Annotated in this window: 20 protein-coding genes; 11 read left to right on the forward strand and 9 right to left on the reverse strand. The window is 63.3% G+C overall.

Translation table 11 applies throughout. The annotated features are described in order from the left end of the window. The 5 genes from P0Y65_11690 to cobM are packed head-to-tail and all read left to right on the forward strand — an operon-like array spanning window position 1 to window position 4,067. Complete coding sequence (locus P0Y65_11690; GenBank protein ID WEK02872.1) at window positions 1-633, forward strand: precorrin-8X methylmutase; 633 nt, start codon at window positions 1-3, stop codon at window positions 631-633. After that, window positions 630-1,352 (forward strand): precorrin-2 C(20)-methyltransferase, encoded by a 723-nt coding sequence (locus P0Y65_11695; GenBank protein WEK02873.1) that lies wholly within the window; start codon window positions 630-632, stop codon window positions 1,350-1,352. Before P0Y65_11690 ends, P0Y65_11695 begins: the two co-directional genes overlap by 4 nt. After that, window positions 1,349-2,110 carry a precorrin-3B C(17)-methyltransferase gene (locus P0Y65_11700; protein ID WEK02874.1) on the forward strand — a complete coding sequence of 254 codons (762 nt, stop codon included), beginning with the start codon at window positions 1,349-1,351 and terminating at the stop codon, window positions 2,108-2,110. Before P0Y65_11695 ends, P0Y65_11700 begins: the two co-directional genes overlap by 4 nt. Next, a complete protein-coding gene (gene cbiE, locus P0Y65_11705; GenBank protein WEK02875.1) occupies window positions 2,107-3,312 on the forward strand; it encodes a precorrin-6y C5,15-methyltransferase (decarboxylating) subunit CbiE in 1,206 nt (401 codons plus the stop codon). The genes P0Y65_11700 and cbiE overlap by 4 nt, the downstream gene beginning before the upstream one ends. Continuing rightward, window positions 3,309-4,067 carry a precorrin-4 C(11)-methyltransferase gene (gene cobM / locus P0Y65_11710; protein WEK02876.1) on the forward strand — a complete coding sequence of 253 codons (759 nt, stop codon included), beginning with the start codon at window positions 3,309-3,311 and terminating at the stop codon, window positions 4,065-4,067. The genes cbiE and cobM overlap by 4 nt, the downstream gene beginning before the upstream one ends. Here cobM and P0Y65_11715 read toward each other — a convergent pair. The 7 genes from P0Y65_11715 to P0Y65_11745 form a co-directional block, all read right to left on the reverse strand. Further along, a complete protein-coding gene (locus tag P0Y65_11715) occupies window positions 4,064-5,107 on the reverse strand; it encodes a sn-glycerol-3-phosphate import ATP-binding protein UgpC (GenBank protein WEK02877.1) in 1,044 nt (347 codons plus the stop codon). The two genes, cobM and P0Y65_11715, sit on opposite strands and share 4 nt — an antisense overlap. A gap of 3 nt (window positions 5,108-5,110) precedes the next feature. Next, window positions 5,111-5,953: a sn-glycerol-3-phosphate ABC transporter permease UgpE gene (gene ugpE / locus P0Y65_11720; GenBank protein ID WEK02878.1), complete on the reverse strand. Its 843-nt coding sequence runs from the start codon at window positions 5,951-5,953 to the stop codon at window positions 5,111-5,113. A 12-nt stretch (window positions 5,954-5,965) separates the two neighbouring features. Beyond that, the gene (gene ugpA, locus P0Y65_11725; GenBank protein ID WEK02879.1) at window positions 5,966-6,850 is read right to left on the reverse strand and encodes a sn-glycerol-3-phosphate ABC transporter permease UgpA; all 885 of its coding nucleotides are present in this window, start codon (window positions 6,848-6,850) and stop codon (window positions 5,966-5,968) included. 74 nt (window positions 6,851-6,924) lie between these two features. Continuing rightward, on the reverse strand, window positions 6,925-8,247 hold the full coding sequence (gene ugpB / locus P0Y65_11730; GenBank protein WEK02880.1) for a sn-glycerol-3-phosphate ABC transporter substrate-binding protein UgpB: 1,323 nt from the start codon (window positions 8,245-8,247) through the stop codon (window positions 6,925-6,927). A 198-nt stretch (window positions 8,248-8,445) separates the two neighbouring features. Beyond that, window positions 8,446-9,261 carry an enhanced serine sensitivity protein SseB C-terminal domain-containing protein gene (locus tag P0Y65_11735; GenBank protein ID WEK02881.1) on the reverse strand — a complete coding sequence of 272 codons (816 nt, stop codon included), beginning with the start codon at window positions 9,259-9,261 and terminating at the stop codon, window positions 8,446-8,448. Between the two features lie 3 nt (window positions 9,262-9,264). Beyond that, a complete protein-coding gene (locus P0Y65_11740) occupies window positions 9,265-10,989 on the reverse strand; it encodes an ABC transporter ATP-binding protein (GenBank protein ID WEK02882.1) in 1,725 nt (574 codons plus the stop codon). Between the two features lie 26 nt (window positions 10,990-11,015). Beyond that, window positions 11,016-11,327, reverse strand: coding sequence for a hypothetical protein (locus P0Y65_11745; GenBank protein WEK02883.1), 312 nt, complete (start codon window positions 11,325-11,327; stop codon window positions 11,016-11,018). Between the two features lie 224 nt (window positions 11,328-11,551). Between P0Y65_11745 and P0Y65_11750 the strand changes: the two genes are divergently transcribed. The 3 genes from P0Y65_11750 to P0Y65_11760 are packed head-to-tail and all read left to right on the forward strand — an operon-like array spanning window position 11,552 to window position 16,341. Further along, on the forward strand, window positions 11,552-12,019 hold the full coding sequence (locus P0Y65_11750) for a hypothetical protein (protein ID WEK02884.1): 468 nt from the start codon (window positions 11,552-11,554) through the stop codon (window positions 12,017-12,019). Then, window positions 12,016-13,209, forward strand: a complete 1,194-nt coding sequence (locus P0Y65_11755; protein ID WEK02885.1) for an efflux RND transporter periplasmic adaptor subunit — start codon at window positions 12,016-12,018, stop codon at window positions 13,207-13,209. Before P0Y65_11750 ends, P0Y65_11755 begins: the two co-directional genes overlap by 4 nt. A gap of 3 nt (window positions 13,210-13,212) precedes the next feature. Then, complete coding sequence (locus P0Y65_11760) at window positions 13,213-16,341, forward strand: efflux RND transporter permease subunit (GenBank protein ID WEK02886.1); 3,129 nt, start codon at window positions 13,213-13,215, stop codon at window positions 16,339-16,341. A 46-nt stretch (window positions 16,342-16,387) separates the two neighbouring features. Here P0Y65_11760 and P0Y65_11765 read toward each other — a convergent pair whose 3' ends face one another. After that, complete coding sequence (locus tag P0Y65_11765) at window positions 16,388-16,774, reverse strand: DUF1232 domain-containing protein (GenBank protein WEK02887.1); 387 nt, start codon at window positions 16,772-16,774, stop codon at window positions 16,388-16,390. After that, the gene (locus tag P0Y65_11770; GenBank protein WEK02888.1) at window positions 16,771-17,640 is read right to left on the reverse strand and encodes a MurR/RpiR family transcriptional regulator; all 870 of its coding nucleotides are present in this window, start codon (window positions 17,638-17,640) and stop codon (window positions 16,771-16,773) included. Before P0Y65_11770 ends, P0Y65_11765 begins: the two co-directional genes overlap by 4 nt. A gap of 203 nt (window positions 17,641-17,843) precedes the next feature. Between P0Y65_11770 and P0Y65_11775 the strand changes: the two genes are divergently transcribed. The 3 genes from P0Y65_11775 to P0Y65_11785 are packed head-to-tail and all read left to right on the forward strand — an operon-like array spanning window position 17,844 to window position 20,679. Beyond that, window positions 17,844-18,629: an ABC transporter ATP-binding protein gene (locus P0Y65_11775; GenBank protein ID WEK02889.1), complete on the forward strand. Its 786-nt coding sequence runs from the start codon at window positions 17,844-17,846 to the stop codon at window positions 18,627-18,629. After that, the gene (locus P0Y65_11780; GenBank protein WEK02890.1) at window positions 18,626-19,630 is read left to right on the forward strand and encodes an iron ABC transporter permease; all 1,005 of its coding nucleotides are present in this window, start codon (window positions 18,626-18,628) and stop codon (window positions 19,628-19,630) included. The genes P0Y65_11775 and P0Y65_11780 overlap by 4 nt, the downstream gene beginning before the upstream one ends. Then, window positions 19,627-20,679, forward strand: coding sequence for an iron ABC transporter permease (locus P0Y65_11785; protein ID WEK02891.1), 1,053 nt, complete (start codon window positions 19,627-19,629; stop codon window positions 20,677-20,679). Before P0Y65_11780 ends, P0Y65_11785 begins: the two co-directional genes overlap by 4 nt. Window positions 20,680-20,722 lie beyond the last annotated feature (43 nt).

Here is a 20,722-nt window from a genome sequence, read left to right on the forward strand (position 1 = left end):
ATGACCACATACGACTACATCAGGGACGGCGAGGCGATCTATCGCCAGTCCTTCGCGATCATTCGCCAAGAGGCTGATCTGTCTCGCTTTTCCACCGACGAGGCGGATGTCGCCGTGCGCATGATCCATGCTGCCGGCTCGGTCGACGCTGCAGAGCACTTCGAGTTTGCACCCGGCTTTGTTGCCGCGGCCCGCGCTGCTCTGGCCGATGGTGCACCGATCTTCTGCGACGCCGAAATGGTGGCGCGCGGCGTGACCGCCGCTCGCTTGCCGGCCAGCAACGAGGTCATCTGCACGCTGCGTGATCCGCAAACGCCTGAAATCGCTGCCGAAATCGGCAATACCCGTTCTGCCGCCGCGCTGAAGCTGTGGCTGCCGCGACTGGAAGAATCGGTTGTTGCCATCGGCAATGCGCCGACTGCGCTGTTCTTCCTGCTCGAACTGCTGCGCGACGGTGCGCCGAAGCCAGCCGCCATCATCGGCATGCCGGTAGGCTTTGTCGGCGCCATGGAATCCAAGGCTGCGCTCGCTGAAAACTCTTATGGCGTGCCCTATGCGATCGTGCGCGGCCGGCTCGGCGGCTCGGCCATGACGGCAGCGGCGCTCAATGCCCTGGCGAGGCCTGGCATATGACAGGCAAGCTGTTCGGCGTCGGCACGGGTCCGGGGGACCCGGAATTGCTCACGCTCAAGGCCGTGCGCGCCATCCAAGGTGCTGACGTCATTGCCTATTTCGCCAAGCAGGGGAATGCCAGCAATGCCCGCGCCATCGTCGCCGATCTGCTTGCCGGCAAGGTCGAGGAGCCACTTGGCTATCCCGTGACCACGGAAATCGACCGCCGGCACGAGGACTACAAATCAGCCACCGCGGCCTTCTATGCCGAGGCCGCCGCCCGCGTTGCCGCCCATCTCGATGCCGGCCGCAGCGTCGCCGTGCTGAGCGAGGGCGATCCGCTGTTTTACGGCAGCTATATGCATATCCATGTCCGGCTGGCACAGCGCTATGACACCGAGGTCATACCCGGCATCACCGCCATGTCCGGCTGCTGGTCGCAGGCCGGCCTGCCGCTGGTGCAGGGCGACGACATTCTCTCCATCCTGCCCGGTACGCTGGAGGAGGACGCGTTGCGCGACCGGCTCGAGGGAACGGACGGCGCCGTCATCATGAAGATTGGCCGTAACCTGCCGAAGATCCGCCGCGCCATCGCGGCCGCCGGCCATCTGGATCGTGCCATCTATGTCGAGCGCGGCACCATGGCCAGCGGCCATCATATGCGCCTTGCCGACAAGGCGGACGATGTCGCGCCCTATTTCGCCATCGTCCTCGTGCCTGGCTGGAGCACGCGGCCATGAGCGGCAAGCTCTTCATCGTCGGCACTGGTCCCGGCAATCCCGAGCAGACCACGCCCGAAGCGCTGGCCGCGATCGCTGCCAGTCATGTGTTTTTTGGCTACGGCCCCTATCTCGATCGGCTGACCCTGCGCCAAGACCAGCGTCGCGTCGCCTCGGACAATCGCGAGGAACTGGCCCGGGCCAAAGACGCTCTGCACACTGCTGCCTCGGGCGAGCAGGTCTGCGTGGTCTCGGGCGGCGATCCCGGCGTCTTTGCCATGGCCGCTGCCGTCCTCGAAGCGCTGGAAGCGGGGCCACCGTCATGGCGCGAGGTCGACCTTCAGATCGTTCCGGGCATCACCGCCATGCTGGCGGTCGCCGCCCGTGTCGGCGCGCCGCTCGGCCATGATTTCTGTGCCATTTCGCTGTCGGACAATCTTAAACCTTGGACGGTCATCGAATCCCGCCTGCGCGCGGTGGCCGGAGCGGGCCTGGTGATTGCGCTCTATAATCCCATTTCCAAAGCCCGCCCGCATCAGCTCGGCGCGGCCTTTGCCATCCTTCGCGAAGTGCTGCCCTGGTCGACGCCGGTGATCTTTGGTCGCGCCGCGGGGCGCCCCGACGAGGCCATTACCATCATGTCGCTGGCGGAGGCCGATCCCAAGGTCGCCGACATGGCCACCTGCGTCATCATCGGTTCGGCCGAAACTCGGATCATCGAACGGGAGGGCCAAACGCCGCTTGTCTATTCGCCCCGCTCGACAGGTGGCCCGGCATGAAGTGGCTCTCGATCGTCGGCATTGGCGAGGATGGTCTTGATGGGCTCGGTTCGGCGGCCAGGGCGGCCATTGCCGAGGCCGAGTTCGTTTTTGGCGGCGCCCGCCATCTGGAACTCGCGGCCTCGCTGGTTTTGGGCGAGGCACGGCCGTGGCTGTCACCCTTCTCCGACTCAGTCGATGCCATTCTCGCCCTGCGCGGTCGCAAAGTCTGCGTGCTGGCATCGGGCGACCCATTCCATTTCGGCGTCGGCGCCACGCTGACGCGCAGGCTGGATGCCAGCGAAATGCAGGCATTCTCGCAGCCGTCTGCCTTCAGCCTCGCCGCCAGCCGGCTGGGCTGGCCGCTGCAGGATGTGCTGACGCTGTCGCTGCATGGCCGACCGATCGAACTGATCCGGCCGCATCTGCATCCCGGCGTCCGCATCCTGGCGCTGACATCGGACGAGCATGGTCCAGCGGAAATCGCCAGGTTGCTGACCGATGCGGGGTTCGGCATCTCCATCATCACCGTGCTTGAAGCTCTTGGCGGCCCAAACGAAACCGTGCGTTCGCAGGTCGCGATGGGCTTTGCGCTGGCCGATATCAACCCGCTCAACATCTGCGCTGTCAGCGTCGTCGCCCTGCCCGATGCCCGCGTGCTGCCGCTGACCCCGGGGCTGGACGACGCCCTGTTCGAGCATGATGGGCAGATCACCAAGCGCGAAGTCCGCGCCCTGACCCTCGCCGCACTCGCTCCGCGGCGGGGCGAATTGCTGTGGGACATCGGCGCTGGGTCCGGCTCGATCGGGATCGAGTGGATGTTGGCAGATCCGTCTCTTAAAGCGACTGCTATAGAGCTGGATGTCGAACGTATCGGCAGAATTGCACGCAATGCCAAGGCCTTGGGTGTTCCTGATCTCACGGTGATTCATGGCGCCGCGCCACAGGCTCTTGCAGGACTTGAACAGCCGCATGCGATTTTCATTGGTGGTGGCGGGTCAGAGCCAGGCGTCATCGAGGCGGCGATCGCAGCGCTGCGTTCGGGTGGACGGCTGGTCGCCAATGCGGTGACATTGGAGATGGAGGCCCTGCTCCTCGCTCGGCAGGCAGCGCTCGGCGGCAGACTCATCCGCATCGATATCTCCCGTGCGGATGCAATCGGCTCGATGACCGGCTGGCGCCCAGCCATGCCGATCACGCAATGGGTATGGAGCAAACCATGACGGTGCATTTCATCGGGGCCGGTCCGGGCGCGGCGGACCTGATCACCGTGCGCGGCATGAATATTCTGAGGGCCGCGCCGGTCTGTCTCTACGCCGGCTCGATCGTGCCAAAAGAGATGCTGGACTGGTGCCCGCCTGGTGCCCGGCTGATCGATACGGCACCGATGTCGCTGGACGAGATCGAGGCGGAATATGTCCGCGCGCAGCAGGCAGGCGAGGATGTGGCCCGCCTTCACTCCGGTGATCTGTCGGTGTGGAGCGCCGTGGCCGAGCAGATGCGGCGGCTTGATCGCCTGGGCATCGACTACACCCTGACGCCGGGCGTGCCGAGCTTTGCGGCCGCCGCTGCTGCGCTCAAGCGCGAGCTGACGATACCTGCTGTGGCGCAAAGCCTTGTGCTCACCCGGATATCCGGCCGGGCCTCGCCCATGCCGGAGCGCGAGACTTTGGCGGGCTTTGGTGCCACCGGGGCGACACTGGCCGTGCATCTCGCCATCCACGCACTGGATCGTGTGGTCGCGGAACTGACGCCGCTCTATGGCGCAGATTGCCCGGTGGCGATTGTCTTTCACGCCTCGTGGCCGGACGAGAAGATCATCCGCGGCACGCTTGAAACCATCGCGGCGCGCTTTGCGGCCGAACCGGTCGAGCGCACCGCGATCATCTTTGTCGGACGCGGGCTGGGCGAGGCGGATTTCCGCGAGTCCTCGCTTTACAATCCCGACTACCAGCGCCGCTTCCGCGACCGGCTTTAGAGCCTCTTGCCAGTTTCGCGGTTGAAGGGATGTAGCGCAGCCGCAGGAACGACGAAGTCGATCCTGGCGGCCTCGACCATATCGGGACGGCCCTGCACCACCAGGATGAACTCGCGCTTGAGGCCCTGGACACGGACATAGAGGTGGCTTTCGCCGCCCACGGGCTCGATCAGTTCGAGCGTGCCTGTCAGGGCCAGATCGCCTGGCTGCGCGGCGCGCAGTTGCACCGCATCGGGTCTTACGCCCATGATATTGGTCCCGGCTGGCAGCTTTGCCGGCACGACACCCAGTGCCTCCAGTTCCTCGACGTCGAGCAGGTTCATTGGCGGAGAACCGATGAACCCGGCGACGAATAGCGAGGCGGGGCGGTCATAAAGCTCGGTCGGCTTGCCGACCTGCTCGATCTTGCCACCATTCATCACCACCAGGCGGTCGGCCAGGGTCATGGCTTCGAGCTGGTCGTGGGTCACGTAGACCGAGGTGGTTTTCAGATTGCGCTGCAGGCGACGGATTTCGATGCGCATCTGGCCGCGCAGCTTGGCGTCGAGGTTGGAGAGCGGCTCGTCGAAGAGGAAGGCCTTGGGTTCGCGCACGATGGCACGACCCATGGCGACGCGCTGGCGTTGACCGCCGGAAAGCTGGCGCGGCTTGCGATCAAGGAAGGGCGCGATCTCGAGGATACGCGCCGCTTCATTGACGCGGCGATCGATCTCTATACGCGGCGTGCCGCGGTTCTTGAGGCCATATTCGAGGTTTCCGCGCACGCTCATGTGGGGATAGAGCGCATAGTTCTGGAACACCATGGCGATGTCCCGCTCGGCCGGTTCCTTGCGGTTAACCTCGGTGCCGTCGATGGAAATCGTGCCGTCGGTGATGGTTTCGAGCCCGGCAATCATGCGCAGCAGGGTGGACTTGCCGCAGCCGGAAGGGCCGACCAGCACGACCAGTTCGCCATCGGCAATATCGAGGTCGATGCCATGCACGACCTGCTGGCCGCCGGGATAAGTCTTCTTGACGCCTTTGAGATTGATGGTGGCCATGACTTATTTCTCCGTTTCGACCAGGCCCTTGACGAACAGGCGCTGCATGAAAATGACGATGAGGACGGGGGGCAGCAGGGCGAGGATCACCGCCGCCATGATGATGTTCCACTGCGGCTCGGCTTCGGCGGTGGCCGACAGGCGCTGCACGCCCAGGATCAGCGTGTAGTATTTCTCGTTGGTGGTGACGAGCAGCGGCCAGAGATATTGCACCCAGCCGTAGATGAAGAGGATGACGCAGAGCGCGGCGATATTGGTGCGGCTCAGCGGCAGCAGGATATCCCAAAAGAATTTGAGCGGCCCTGCCCCGTCGACGCGGGCGGCTTCCATCAGCTCGTCCGGCACTGTCATGAAGAACTGGCGGAAGAGGAATGTTGCCGTGGCCGAGGCGATCAGGGGAATGGTGAGGCCGGCAAAGGAATTGAGCATGCCAAGGTTGGCCACAACCTCATAGGTGGGCAGGATGCGCACTTCGACCGGCAGCATCAACGTGATGAAGATGATCCAGAAGGCGATGATGCGGCCGGGGAAGCGGAAATAGACGATGGCATAGGCCGAGATGATCGAGATGGCGATCTTGCCGGCGGTGATGATCAACGCCATGAGCGTCGAATTCCACACCATCAGCCAGAAGGGCGGCAGGCCGGGGAGTTTGGAAAACAACACCAGCGACATGTTGTTGAAGAATTCGCCGCCCGGCAGCAGCGGCATCAGGCCCGAGCTGAGCTCGGAGGCGTGATGGGTCGCTGCAATCAGGGCGATATAGACCGGGAAGGCGACGATGACCACGCCCAGGATCAGCACGGCATGGGTGAGGAAATCGAGGATGGGACGGTTTTCAACCATTGTGAGCGCGCCTCAATACTGGACCCGGCGTTCCACGAAGCGGAACTGCACGAAGGTGAGGATGACGACCATGAGCATGAGCAGCACGGACTGGGCGGAGGACGAGCCGATGTTCAGCCCGATGATGCCGTCGGAATAGACCTTGTAGACGAGAACGCTGGTCGCCTGGTTCGGCCCGCCGCTGGTGGTGGCCGCGATGATGCCGAAGGTGTCGAACATCGTGTAGTTAACGTTGACGATGAAGAGGAAAAACGTCGTGGGCGAGATCAGCGGCAGGATGATGGTCCAGAAGCGCTTGAGCGGTCCGGCGCCATCGATGGCGGCCGCTTCGGTCAGCGAATGGGGGATGGATTGCATGCCGGCGAGGAAGAACAGGAAGTTGTAGGACACCTGTTTCCAGCTGGCAGCGACGATGATCAGGATCATCGCATGAGTGCCGTTGAGCTGGTGGTTCCAGTTCACGCCGAAGGCTTTCAGCGCATAGGGCAAGATGCCGGTGCCGGTGTTGAAGATGAACCACCAGAGGATGCCCGCCACGACTGGGGCTACGGCATAGGGCCAGACCAGCATGGTCGAATAGAACTGGCTGGTGCGGATGACCCGGCTCACGGCCATGGCCAGCAGCAGGCCGAGACCCATCGAAACTACGGTCACCGCGCCGGCAAAAACAAAGGTTCGGCCGATGGCGGCAAGGTAGCTCGGATCGGCCAGCAGGCGCGCGTAATGGCTGAAGCCGACGAAAGTGGTGGAGAGGCCGAAGGGGTCCTGGCGCTCGAAGGAGGATTTCACCGCCTGCCCGGCAGGCCAGATGAAGAAGATCAGGGTGATGATGAGCTGCGGCGCAATGAACGCGTAGGGCAGACCCTTGTTGGGAAAAATCGTGCGCTTGGTTTCCATGCCCGCTTCCATCCAGTCGTAAACAAGTCAAAAGGCCGGCCCAAAAGGACCGGCCTTTCAGCGATTGCAAAGGCTTACTGTGCGTTGTTCGCTTCGAATTCGCGCAGAATGGCGTTGCCGCGCTCGACTGCCGAATCCAGGGCTTCCTGGCCGGTCTTGTCGCCGTTCAGCACAGCCTGCAGTTCCTCATCGAGCACGATGCGGATCTGGGGCATGTTGCCGAAACGCAGGCCCTTGGAGTTTTCGGTCGGCGGGTTGAGGTTCACCTGGTTGATGGCGATGTCCGAACCCGGGTTGGCTTCGTAATAGCCCTGTTCCTGGCTCAGCTCATAGGCAGCCGTGGTGATCGGCAGGTAGCCGGTGGCCTGGTGCCAGGCAGCCTGAACTTCGGGGGTCGAGAGGTAGTTCAGGAACTGGGCGGTGCCGGTGTATTCTTCGTCCGACTTGCCGGTCATGACCCAGAGGGTCGCGCCACCGATGATCGAGTTCTGCGGTGCGCCGTCGACGTCGCCGAAATAGGGCAGCATGCCGAAGCCGACTTCAAAGTCCTTGGCATTGGCAACCACGCCAGCGCGGCCGGCCGAGGAGCCCATGTTGATGGCGCATTCCTGGGCGTAGAACTTGGGAGCGGTATCAGCGCCACCAGCAGGACCGCCATAGGCGAAGTAGCCGGCGTCGGACCATTCCTTGAGCTTGTCCCAGAGACGAACCTGGATTTCGCCGTTGAAAGTCAGTTCGGCACCGAGGCCGCCGAAGCCGTTTTCAAGGGTCGAGAAGGGCACGTTGTGCAGGGACGAGACATTCTCGAGGCCAACCCAGGTGGCAGCATAGCCCATGGTGAAGCCGCAGGTGGCAGCGCCGGAATCAACGATCTGCTTGGAGAAGGCTTCGATGTCTTCCCAGGTCTTGGGCGCCACATCGCGATCGAGGCCGGCCTTCTCGAAAACGTCCTTGTTGTAGTACAGGATCGGGGTCGAGGAGTTGAAGGGCATGGAGAGCATGTTGCCCTCGGTGTCGGTGTAATAGCCGGTCACGACTGGCAAATAGACGGACGGGTCGAAGTTGGCGCCGTGGTCGGCCATCAGCTGGTAGACGGGATAGACGGCGCCCTTGGCGGCCATCATGGTGCCGGTGCCGACTTCGTAGACCTGAACGATGGTCGGCTGCTCGCCAGCGCGGAAGGCGGCGATGGTGTTGACCAGGCTCTCTTCATATTCGCCGCGGTAGGACGGGACGATGACGTATTCGCTCTGCGACGCGTTGAAGTCGGCAGCGATAGCCTCAAGGCGTTCGCCGAGTTCGCCGCCCATGGAATGCCACCAGCTGATTTCAGTCTGGGCAAAGGCGGTGGTCGAGGTCAGCGCAACGGCCAAAGCGGCCAGCGAAAGGCGAACCATAGGGTCTCTCCTGCATGTCGGAAACAACGGCAGGAAAGCCCCCTACCGGTCCGCCTTCAAAGCGAACGCCGGTGCCCTAACAACGCTCCTTGACAGTTGGGTGACGTGTTTTTGACTGTTCGATGACAGTTACCAACAGGGATGTCATGTCGCAGGCGCGCGCACCGGTGCGCGCTGAAGAGCCAAACCTTGCAGACGTCAGTGCGTCTCGACCGGCACGAGGCGAATGCCCGCCCCGACGACGTCATCGGCCCGGTTCACCACCATATCGAGCGGCTGGCCCGCGTAATCTGCGTTTCTCAGCGTCTCGTCCAGCAATGCTCGGACCTCTTCCGCGCTGAGGCTGGCGCGGATGTCCAGAAACCAGGCGCTTCTTTCCTCGTCCGGCCAATGGGCCAGGGCGAACCAGGCTTCAATGATCCCGGCATTGCCGGACAGAACCTGCTGCAGATCCCGGATCAGGGCCGTCGGCGGATTTGCTGGCGTGCCCAGCATGACATTTGTGTCCTTGGCCACGGTATGCCGCACCGGCTTGCCCAGCAGCGCCGTCACATGGTCGGGAGCCCAATGTACACTGTAGGGAAAACCGGGGTTGAGCCATGCCCCACCGCTTTCGACAAGGGACAGCAATTCCCTGCCCTGCATGGCAACAAAGCCGACGCCGTCACCGAAGACATCGGCAATCCGCTCCTGCGCCGTAAAGATGGCCGTCACCAGCGCCCCGTCCGGGCTGCGCACGCTCATAAGGTTCAGGTATTCGCCCTCCCCTACTGTGCGCATGCCCTCGATGGCGGGCGGTGCCGGGGTGGCGACAAACAGCTTTGCCTCCAGCAGGGCCCGTTCGAACCCCGGTCTGGCGTCCGCGTTGACGGCCGCTTCGAACAGAAATTCCTCAATCTCGTTGATGGGTCGCGGTGCGACCGAAGCCTCGGACTTCTGGGCGGCGGTTTCGACCGGCTCTGCCTGCTCGGCGTCGCGAACTTTGTTGCCCAGCAGTTTTTTCAGCCAACGCATGTTCTACCCCGCCAGATAGCCGAACTGGGCCTTGTGCAACACAGCATAGGCGCCGTCCTCGGCCAAAAGAGTATCGTGACTGCCCTCTTCGACGATGCCGGTTTCGTCAATCACGACGATCCGATCGGCATGCTGGATGGTGGCCAGACGGTGGGCGATGACCAGCGTGGTGCGACCTTGTGACAGCTCGGTCAACGAGCGCTGGATGGCCACTTCGGTTGCCGTGTCGAGTGCCGAGGTCGCCTCGTCGAGGATCAGGATCGGCGGGTTCTTGAGGAAGATGCGGGCGATGGCAACCCGCTGCTTCTGGCCGCCAGAGAGTTTGACGCCGCGTTCGCCGACCATGGTATCGAGCCCTTCAGGGAGCCGCTTGATGACCGTATCGAAGCGGGCGCGGCGCGCCGCTTCCCAGATGGCTTCGTCACTGGCACCAAGCTGGCCATAAGCAATGTTCTCGCGAATGGTGCCACCAAACAGGAAAACGTCCTGCTGCACGATGCCGATCTGGCTGCGCAGCGAGGATTGGGTCATGTCACGAATGTCCATGCCGTCGATGGTGATCGAGCCACTGTCGAGTTCATAAAAGCGCGGCAGCAGCGAGCAGAGCGTGGTCTTGCCGGCGCCGGACGGGCCGACGACGGCGATGGTCTCGCCGGCGTTGACGACGAGATCGAGCCCGTCGAGCACCTTGCGGCCGCTTTCGTAGGAGAACGAAGCCTGCTTGAAGACGATGTCGCCGCGCAGGTGATCGACCACTTTGGCGTTCTTGCGGTCGGCAATGTCGGGCTCGGTATCGATCAGGGTGGTGAAGCGGCGGAAGCCGGCGACGCCCTTGGGATAGCTTTCCAACACGCTGGTGATCTTGTCGACCGGGCGCATGAAGACGTTGACCAGCAGCAGGAAGCTGACAAAGCCGCCATAGGTCAATTCGCCCTGCACCACCAGCCAGGAGCCAACCAGCATGACGATGAGCTGGACGAGGCGCGTCGACAGGTAGGTAATGGTGATCGAGGCCGTCATATAGGCATAGGCCTGCAGCTTGGTGCTGCGATAGGCCGAGTTGTTGCCGGCAAAAAGCTTGGCTTCATGCGGCTCGTTGGCGAAGGCTTTCACCACACGGATGCCACCGATGGAGTCCTCGATGCGGGTGTTGAACTCGCCAACCTGACGGAACAGCTTGCGCCAGTTCTCGGTCATGGCTGCGCCATAACGGCTGACCAGCCAGGTCATGACCGGGACGATCAAGGTGGTCAGCAGGGCCAGCTTCCAGTTGACCGTGAACATCAGGGCAAAGGCGCCGACAAAGGTCATCACGGCGATGAAGACGTCTTCGGGACCATGGTGGGCCACTTCGCCGACGTCTTCGAGATCCTTGGTCACGTGGGTTATCAGGTGACCGGTCTTGTTGTTGTCAAAGAAGCGAAAGCTGAGCTTTTGCAGGTGATCAAAGACCTGCCGGCGCATGTCGGTTTCGATGCTGATGCCCAGCATGTGGCCGAAATAATTCACCACGCCCATGAGGGCCGTGTTGAACACATAGATGGCCAGCAGGGCCGAACCGGCGATCAGGATGAAGCCGAATTCGGACCGCGGCAGCAATTGGTCGATGAAATAGGCGACGGCCATGGGAAAGGCCAGTTCCAACAGCCCTGCCAGAACCGCGCAGCCAAAATCCAGCGCGAACAGGCCCTTGTAGGGGGCGTAGTAAGAAAAGAACCGTTTGATCATTCAGGCACTACTTTGGTGAACGGCCCTCAGCCGTTTCCGACAGGCCTCATGGAGCGAAGGTCAAAGCAGGAGTCGTCCTCCTCGCGACCGGCATGGGCGCTAATTGCCTGCTCAAGCGTCGCAATGTCCAGCACTTCATTGGGCAGCCAGCCGCAACCGCAGCCGTCAGGATCAAGATGGCTGTCGGCGATCTCGCGATAGATGGAGCCAATCGCTGCCGACAGACACTCCAGGGCTTCGAGGGGCGACAGGCGGGTGGAGGCCAGCGTACCGGCGTAAGACGCCATCATCGCAGCCCGCACTGCAGCAAATGTCGCGTCGCGGTCATTGGATGACATGGCGGTTCTCCAAAAAGACGATGAGGCGACATCGCACATTAAGTGGAGTTGTTCAATCATATTTGATGCGGTGGATTTTGAGGCAACTGCCGTCGGCTCGGGAAACGAATTGGGCATCCAAATGGGATACCGCCATGCGGTGCCGCTGATCGCCTATGCATGGAACGAGGGTTTACTTCGTCCTGTTCGTTCAATATGGACTGAACGCTTGGAAGGATGACAGCATGCTGGCGACCGAACGCTTCGTGGAAGAATTTGGCCTGATCTCGCAGGACGGCGGCGACACGCGCATTGCGGGCCGCATCATGGGTCTGCTGATCATCGAGGGCCGCGAGCTCAGCCTCAGCCAGATCAGCGATCGGCTCAAGGTCAGCCGGGCCAGCGTCAGCACCAATGCCCGCACCCTTGCGCGCCGCGGCGCTATCAACCTCACGACGCATTCTGGCGACCGCCAGGACTATTACCAGATCTCGAACTTCCGCGACTTCGACATGCTGGGCGAGCTGGCCGACCGGTTCCGGCGCCATGCCAAGACCATAGAAAGCTGCGTGGTTGACATGCGCAGCGAAGATCCACCGGCCGCCGAGCGTGCCGAAGACATGCAGGACTTCTTCGAGAAGTCGGCAGAAATACTAGACCACTGGGCGACCTCGCTCCGCGAAGACGGAACGACGCGAAAGGACACGAAATGAGCACTGCACACGAAAAGCCGGAATGGGCGCAGAGCCGGCACGACAAGCGCAATGCCGAGCGTGTCGCGCAGGGGCAGAAGCCCAAGCGTCGCATCTGGCCCTGGCTGATCCCGGTCGTTATCGTTGTCGGCATAGGCGCCTTCATCTTCCTGCAGCCCAGCCCGCCGGCCGAGGAATCGGTCGAGCAGGCGCCCGTCGCGCGTCAGGTTCGCCAGTCGGAGACCACGACGATCGAACAAGCCATGTTGCGCGATACCGTCAAGGTGACGGGCACCCTGGTCCCCGGCCAGCGTTCGGATGTGTCGGCGCAGGCCTCGGGCCGCGTCATGACGGTGATGGTTCGTCCCGGTGATCGCGTCGCCGAGGGCGACGTGCTGGCCCAGATCGATCGGGCCACACTCGAGTTGCAGCTCAACCAGCAGCGGGCCACCGCCAGCGCCACCCGCGCGCAGTTGCAGTCGTCCGAACAGCAATTGGAGCGCACCGAACAGCTGGCGATCCGCGGCACTGTCACCGCCTCCGCGCTTGAACAGGCCCGCTCGGCCACGGCCGCGCTTGTCGCTCAGCTCGATGCCCTCGACAGCGCCGTGGCGACGGCCGAGCTCGCCGTGGAGAACGCCACCGTTACCGCGCCGCTCACCGGCATCGTGTCGGCCCGCACCGTCGAGCCAGGCCAGACCGTCCAGACCGGCACGGCGCTGTTCACCATCGTCAACCTCGACCGGATGGAATTTGAAGCTGCAGCTTCCGCCAATTCGAGTGCGCTGGTCGATCCGGGCCAGGCTGCGACCGTGAGCGTCACGGGCCTCGACAACCAGGAATTCGCCGGCGAAGTCACCCGCGTCAATCCGGTGGCGATGAGCGGAACGCGGACCGTGCCGATCTATATCGACATCGACAATGCCGAGAGCCGCCTGCGCGGTGGCATGTTCGCCACCGGCCATATCACGGTCATCGAGCAGGACAATGCCATCGCCGTGCCGGCCGCAGCGCTGCGCGAAGATGCCGAGGGGCAGTTCGTACTCAAGCTCGCCGGGACGACGCTCGAGCGCCAGCCCGTCGAAACCGTCCGCCAGTGGAGCCGTGGCTCGCTGGTGGAAGTCACCGGGCTGCAAGCGGGTGACCAGGTCATCTCGTCCCCGCTTGCCGAACTGAAGGCCGGCGAGGCCTACGAACTGGTAGAAGGATAACCGATGTTTCTCACGCGCATCAGCGTCAATCACCCCGTGTTTGCGACCATGATCATGGTCGCGATCATGGTGTTCGGTGTCTATTCCTACCAGCGCCTGCCGATCGAGCAGATGCCGGATGTCGACTTTCCCGTCGTTGCCGTCGTCGTCAGCTACCCCGGCGCCTCGCCCGAGGCGGTGGAAGCCGATATCGTCGAGCCCATCGAAAACGCGGTCAATACCATTGCCGGCCTCGACACGGTGCAGTCCACCGCACAGTCGGGCCAGGCCATGGTCCTGATGATCTTTGACCTAGAGCAGAATTCCCAGGCCATGGCCCAGGAAGTGCGCGACAAGATCGACCCGATCCGCGCCGACCTGCCGGAAAATGCCGGTGATCCGCGCGTGCTGCGCTTTGATCCATCGGCCCTGCCCGTGCTGTCACTGGCCGTCAGCTCGGACACGCTGTCCGAGCGTGACCTGACAACGCTGACCGAAGACATCATCGTCACCCGCCTGTCCAATATTTCGGGCGTGGGCAGTGCGACGGTGGTGGGCGGCGTGCCGCGCCAGCTCAATATCCAGATCGATCCCGATCGCCTCTCGGCCTACAATATCAGCCCGGGCGCGGTCGTGCAGGCGTTGCAGAACGCCAATCGTGACCTTGCCGCCGGCCAGATCACGCAGGACAGCATCGTGCAGTCGCTGCAGGTTCTGGGTCGCATCGAGGAGTCCGAGGACTTTTACGACATCAATGTCGGCAACCAGGGTGGTCAGCCGGTCACGCTGCGCGACGTCGCGACCATCGAAGATGGCACCGGCGAGGCCAGCAGCCTTGCCATTCTCAACGGCCAACGCGCACTGGCCGTCGACATTCTCAAGACGCAGGGCGCCAATACCGTGGGCGTTGCGGAAGAAATCCGCCACACCATCGATACCTTGCTCGCGACCGAGTTGCCCGAAGGGCAGGTCAATATCGAGGTCGTGGTCGACAATGCCGAACCGGTGGAAGAGAGCTTCCACGAAGTTCAGGCCATGCTGCTCGAAGGCGCGGCCCTCGCCGTCGTCATCGTCTTCCTGTTCCTCAACTCCTGGCGCTCCACCGTCATCACGGGTCTCACCCTGCCGATCTCGATCATCGGCACGATGGTGGCGCTCAACTTCCTTGGCTTCAGCCTCAACATCATGACGCTGCTGGCCCTGTCGCTTGCCGTCGGCATCCTGATCGACGACGCCATCGTGGTCCGCGAAAACATCACGCGCCACCTGCATATGGGCAAGTCGCACCGCCAGGCGGCGTTCGACGGCACCAATGAAATCGGGCTCGCCGTGCTGGCCACGACGCTGTCCATTGTCGCGGTGTTCCTGCCGGTGGCCTTCATGGACGGCATCATGGGCCGGTTCTTCCTGCAGTTCGGCGTCACTGTGTCGGTTGCAGTGCTGATCTCGCTGTTCGTGGCCTTTACGCTCGATCCGATGATGTCGAGCGTCTGGTACGATCCGGCGTCCAATCCCAACGTCAAGCGGGGCCCGATCGGCCGGCTGGTGCACCAGTTCGACCGGCTGTTTGACTGGTTCACGGAGGGCTATCGCAGCCTCATTCACCTCGGCCTCAAGTGGCGCAAGTCGGTGCTGCTGGTGGCTCTGCTGTCCTTCGTCGGCGCGTTCCTGCTGTTCCCGCGCGTGGGCGTCGAGTTCATCCCGACGACCGACAATGGCATCTTCACCATCAATGTCGAAGCGCCGGCCGGCTCGTCCAAGGAGTTCACGGCAGCCAAGGTCCGGCAGGCGGAAACCATCATCCGTGCCCTGCCCGAGGTCGAGACCGTCTATTCGACCATCGCTGGCGGCACGGCGGCATCGGGGTCCAATACGGGCACGATGACCGTGACCATGGTGGACCAGGCCGAACGCGACGTCACACCGCAGGAGATCATGCCGCGGGTCCGTCAGGCTCTGCAGGCCGTGCCGGGTGCCACCTTCCAGGTGTCGGCCGCATCGGGCCTGGGCGGCAGTTCCGCCCCCGTGTCGATCACGCTGTTCGGCGACAGCTTCGTCGTGCTGGATCGTCTGGCCGATGATCTGGTGGCCCAGCTCGAGCAGGTCGATGGCCTGATCAACATCAAGTCGAGCCTGGACGATGCCCAGCCGGTCGTCGGGATCCGGATCAACCAGGATCTGGCCGACAACCTCGGCATCACGATGACCCAGATCGCCAGCACGCTCAATCCGCTGATCAGCGGCGAGGACGTGTCGGACTGGACGGCGCCCAATGGCCAGATCTATTCGGTCATGGTGCGCCTGCCGCCCGAGTTGCGTGACGATGTGGACGCGATCGGCAATCTGCCGATCGCCCAGTCGGGCACATCGGGGTCGAGCGAAATGGTGACCCTCAGCCAGGTGGCCGAAGTCGTGGAAAGCACCGGCCCCGCCACGATCAACCGTGAGGACCTGCAGCGCGGCGTGACCGTGGAAGCCTATCTCGAAGGTGTCGAACTCGGCGCGATCACGCCGCAATTGCAGCAGATCGTGGGCGACATCACCTTCCCGACGGGCTACCGCAGCTCGTTCGGCGGTGAAGTCGAGCAGATCGCCGACACCATGGGATCGGTTGGTTCGGCATTGCTGCTGGCCGTGGTCTTCATCTACCTCGTGCTGGCCAGCCAGTTCGGCAGTTTCCTGCAGCCGATCGCCATCATGGGCTCCCTGCCCCTCGCCCTGATCGGCGTGATGCTGGGCCTGCTGGTCGGAGGATCGACGCTCAACATGTTCTCGGCCATTGGCTTCATCATGTTGATGGGTCTGGTGGTGAAAAACGCCATTCTTCTGGTCGACAATGCCAACCAGCACGTCAAGCAGGGGTGGAACCTTTATGAGGCCCTGGTTGAAGCCGGCGTGACGCGTTTCCGCCCGATCATCATGACGACGCTGGCAATGATCTTCGGCATGGTGCCGCTGGCCCTTGGCACGGGACAGAACGCTCCGATGGCCCATGCCGTGATCGGCGGACTGATCAGCTCGACCGCACTCACGCTGCTCGTGGTGCCAGTGCTGCTGACCTATATCGACAGCTTCAGCGCCTTCACCCGTCGCTTCATGCCCAAGGCTCCGGACGACATGGAGCATGGCGAAGAGGCCACGACCGGGCACTGACCAAACCGGCAGGACAGGTGACATGTCATCTGTCCTGCCCACGATTTCAGGTGATGGACCGCCAGAACCAGGCGCCCAGAACCACGGCGATCACCACCCAGATCGCGATGATGACAACAAGGCCGGCCTTACTGGCCGGCCTTTGCAACTGCGCCTCGGCCGCGAGGCGAAAGTCGGCCATCAGCGGCGCCGGGATGAGCCGCACGGCGAGCAGGATGCCCAGGGGCACGAGCAGAACATCGTCTAGATAGCCGAGGACCGGAATGAAGTCGGGGATGAGGTCGACCGGCGACAGGGCATAGGCTGCCACGATCGCCGCGACCACCTTGGCCGCCAAAGGCGTGCGGGGATCACGCGCCCCGATCCACAAGGCCACCACATCCCGCTTGATACGCTTCGCCCAGGCCTTGGCGGCGGCTAGCCAGTTGTTCAATCATTGCTCCTGTCAGTGTGCTGGGCCAGCGCCCGACGCAGCCGTTCGACATTCTTGAGGTGCTCGACGGCCTGATCCTTGTCCAACAGCGAGAGTGCGGTCACCAGGCTGTCGAGCAGCGCAATGGTGCCGATATGCAGTGCCACGCCCTGATCCGCGCGTCTCGGCACCGTGACCGTATGGCGGACCCGGGCGCTGATCGGGCTTTGTGCCCTGTCAGTCAGCAGGAAAACGGGGATGTTGCGACGCGCGGCCTCGGAGAGCGTCACGTCGATTTCGTGATAGGGCTGGCCATAGGATAGCGCCAGAATGGCATCGCCTTCAGCTAGACCTGCGAGATCGTCCGCCAGCATGCTGCCCGTGTGGCTGAGCCGATGGACTTTGCGCCCGCGACGCCGCAGCTGCGCCTCGGCATAGCGCACCAGATGCCGGGTCGGACCAATCGCGAAAAAGACGATCCGCTCGGCCTGGTGCAAGTTCTCGGCAAGCAGGCGAATGCCCTCGAGCACGTCGGCGCCCAGCATGTGCTCAAGATGGCTGCGGCCGGCTTCGATCGATTGCCGGATGGCCAGTGCCATATCCGTCTGTGCAGCCGTGATGCTGGCTCCGAGATCCCGTGCCGGGCTCCGGGCGGCCATTTCTTCGGCCAGTTCGCGGCGCAGTGCCGCCAGTCCTTCGTAGCCAAGCGCCTTGGCAGCGCGGATCACCGTGGCGTCCGATGTGCCCGTCGCCTCCCCCAATGCAAGGGCAGACCGCGACAGCACGTCGAAGCGGTTCTGGTCGAGGTATTCCGCAACACGCAGGAGAACGGTCGGCAATTCGGAGCGCCGCTCCTCCAGCCTGGCCGTCAGATCCGAATGAACCAAACTCTCCTCCTTAGGTCGCATGCACGACAATCACTGAAGGGCTTTCAAACGCCTTCCACGACAGGTGCACGAAAACACTGGATTACATGACCAATCCTCGACAGCAATCCGTATTGAGCGGGGAGGAAGTAAACATGATCCTTGTCATCATAAATTTGCGATGGTAGTGATCACGACAATTCGACCTGCAGACTGCGCTCAACATGCCCGCCATCTCTTCGCTCAGCCTACAAGGCGTGCATTTCTCGATCCGCGGCCGCAAGATCCTCAATGATCTGACCTTTACGGCGCAGCCCGGTGAGTTCCTGGCCATCGTAGGCCCCAATGGCTGCGGTAAAAGCACGACGCTGCGCCTGATGTCCGGGCTGGCCCGGCCCGACAGCGGCAAGATCCTGGCAGGCGACACTGATCTCGCCACGCTCGGTCGCAAGGAAATCTCCCGCCGCATCGCTCTGCTCACTCAGGCCGGTCATGTGCCGCCCAATCTGACGGTTCATGACCTGGTGTCGATGGGGCGCTTCGCGCATCAGAGCCTGCTCTCCCGGCAATCTCGCGAAGATGAGGCGCTGGTCGCCGACGCGCTTCTGTCCATGCATGTGCAGTCGCTGCAGACGCAACGCGTCGGCGAACTTTCAGGAGGCCAGTTGCAGCGCGCCCGCATGGCCATGACGCTGGCGCAGGACGGGGGCATCCTGCTGCTCGATGAGCCGACCACCTATCTCGACCTGCGGTTCCAGTTCGGCATTCTGGAAAAGGCGCGCGAACTGGCCCATGCGGGCCGTACAGTCATTGCCGTGCTGCATGATTTCACCCAGGCATCGCTGTTCGCCGACCGGGTTGCAGTGATGAACGAGGGCCGCCTTGTGGCCCTGGGCCGGCCTCATGAGGTGCTGACCGAAGACATCGTCGCCGAAGTGTTCGGCGTCCGGACCAAGGTGGTGCACGCGAATGGAGCGGTCTTCCACGTGCCCGAAACGATCGCGAAATGACACGCACGCTCTTGCTGGCAACGATACCGGCCGCAGTGGTTGTCGGGCTCGGCGTGCTGCATCTGCGGCTGGGCGCGGCGCCGATGGAATTCACGCTGATCCGCGACGCCTTTCTCGCCTATGACTCGACCAATTATTCCCATGTCATCGTCATCTTCCAGCGCCTGACACGGCTGGCCGTGGCGGTCTACGCCGGCGCAGCTCTCGGCGCGGCGGGCTATCTGCTGCAAAAGATCATGCAGAATGGCCTGGTGTCGCCTTCCACCCTGGGCATCAGCGCCGGGGCAACCAATTTCGTCGTTCTGTCGGTGTTCTTCTTCGGCATGTCGGGGGTTGCGCAGTTCATCCCGGCGCTGGCCGGCGGCGTGACGGCCATTCTGCTCACCCTGGGCGTGAGCCACATCCTCAAGGGTCAGGGTGATCCGCGCCTAAATCTGGTGCTCGCCGGCTCGATGGTGGCAACGCTGTTTTCAGCCATCACCACATTCGTCGTGTCGCTGGATGCGGACGGCTTCGCCAATCTCATCGGCTGGCTGATCGGCAATATCGGCAATTTCGACTATGTCGCGCTGGCGCCGATGGCCCCCATCGGCGCCTTGGCGATGATCGCCGCGGTGATCGCTTCGCGCGCTGTCGACATTCTCGTGCTGGGCGAGGAACAGGCGGCAGCCATGGGGGTCAATGTGACCCTTGTCTATGGCGGCACTCTGCTGACCGCCGTGGTTCTGGCCGTGACCGCCGTCACCGTGGTCGGGCCCATCGGCTTCGTTGGCCTCGTGGTGCCGCATATGGTGCGTTCCATCGCCGGAGAGATCGGCCGACTGTCGCTCTGGCTCAGCATGGTGGGCGGCGCGGTCGTCCTCACCTCGGCCGATATCCTGGCGCGTACCGCCATCGCACCGCGGGTGATGAATGTCGGCACGGTCATGGGCTTTACCGGCGGGCTGGTTTTCCTGGGGCTCGTGCTGTGGTCGGCACGCCGCCGGAGGTCGATCGCATGAGCGCGGTTGTGGTTCTACGGCTCGGCCGCCATGTCAGCCTGCCGGTCAGCCGGCGTTTCCTTCTGGTCGCGCCAGCCCTGGCTATCGGCCTGCTCGTCAGCATGTTTGGCGCGCTCAATCTGGGTTCGATGCAGACCAGCCTTGCCGATGCACTGGCGGCGCTGTTCACCGCACCCGATGCGCTCGGCGACAGTGCCAGGAGCGTCGCCCTGTTCCGCATGCCGCGCATTCTCGTGGCCGTGCTTGCCGGCGCGATGCTGGCCGCATCGGGCTATCTGCTGCAGGTGGTGTCGCGCAACGGGCTGGCCGACCCCGGCATCCTGGGCCTCTCCAGCGGCGCAACTGTCGTGGTGATGGGCGCCAGCTTCCTCTACCCGACCATCCCGGTGGAGCATCTCGGATTCCTCGCCCTCGCGGGTTCGTTGGGCACGGCCCTGCTGGTGCTGGGCCTGGGGCGCAACATGCTGAGCGGCGGCGGCATCATCCTCGTCGGCCTCAGCATCAATATCGTGCTGGGCGCCCTGATAGAGGTCATTCTGGTTTCGGGCTCGGCCATGCAGTTTTCGCGCCTCGTCACCTGGTCGCGCGGCACGCTGTCGACGGTGGATGGCGCGGACCTGCGGCTGGTGCTGCAATGGTTCGTGGTGCTGGTGCCGGCGCTGCTGCTGTCGAGCCGCATGCTGGCGCCGCTGCTGCTCGGCGAGGAGGCGGCGCGGGCGCTCGGCGTCAGGGCGCTGGCCATCCACGCCTTTTACGTGTTGCTGGCGGCGGCCTTTGCGGCGCCGGTGGTCGCGGCCTGCGGGCCGGTGGCCTTTGTCGGCCTCATGTCATCCTACATTGCCCGCCGCGTGGTCGGCGACCGCCCGACAGAAGTGGTCGTCACCGCCATGCTGGCCGGCGGGCTGATCCTGCTCTGGGCCGACACATTGGGCCGGACGCTGTTCGCACCCATCATCATTTCAGCCGGCGTGATGGTGTCCGTGGTCGGCGTCCTGACCTTCATCCTGGCCGCAAGGCTGGGACAGCGGTTCACCTCGCGGGAGACTTGAATGCCCGCCAGCAAAGCTCCTCGTTTTCACCCCCCAACGGACT

The sequence above is a fragment of the Candidatus Devosia phytovorans genome (assembly GCA_029202405.1).
GTDB lineage: Bacteria > Pseudomonadota > Alphaproteobacteria > Rhizobiales > Devosiaceae > Devosia > Devosia phytovorans.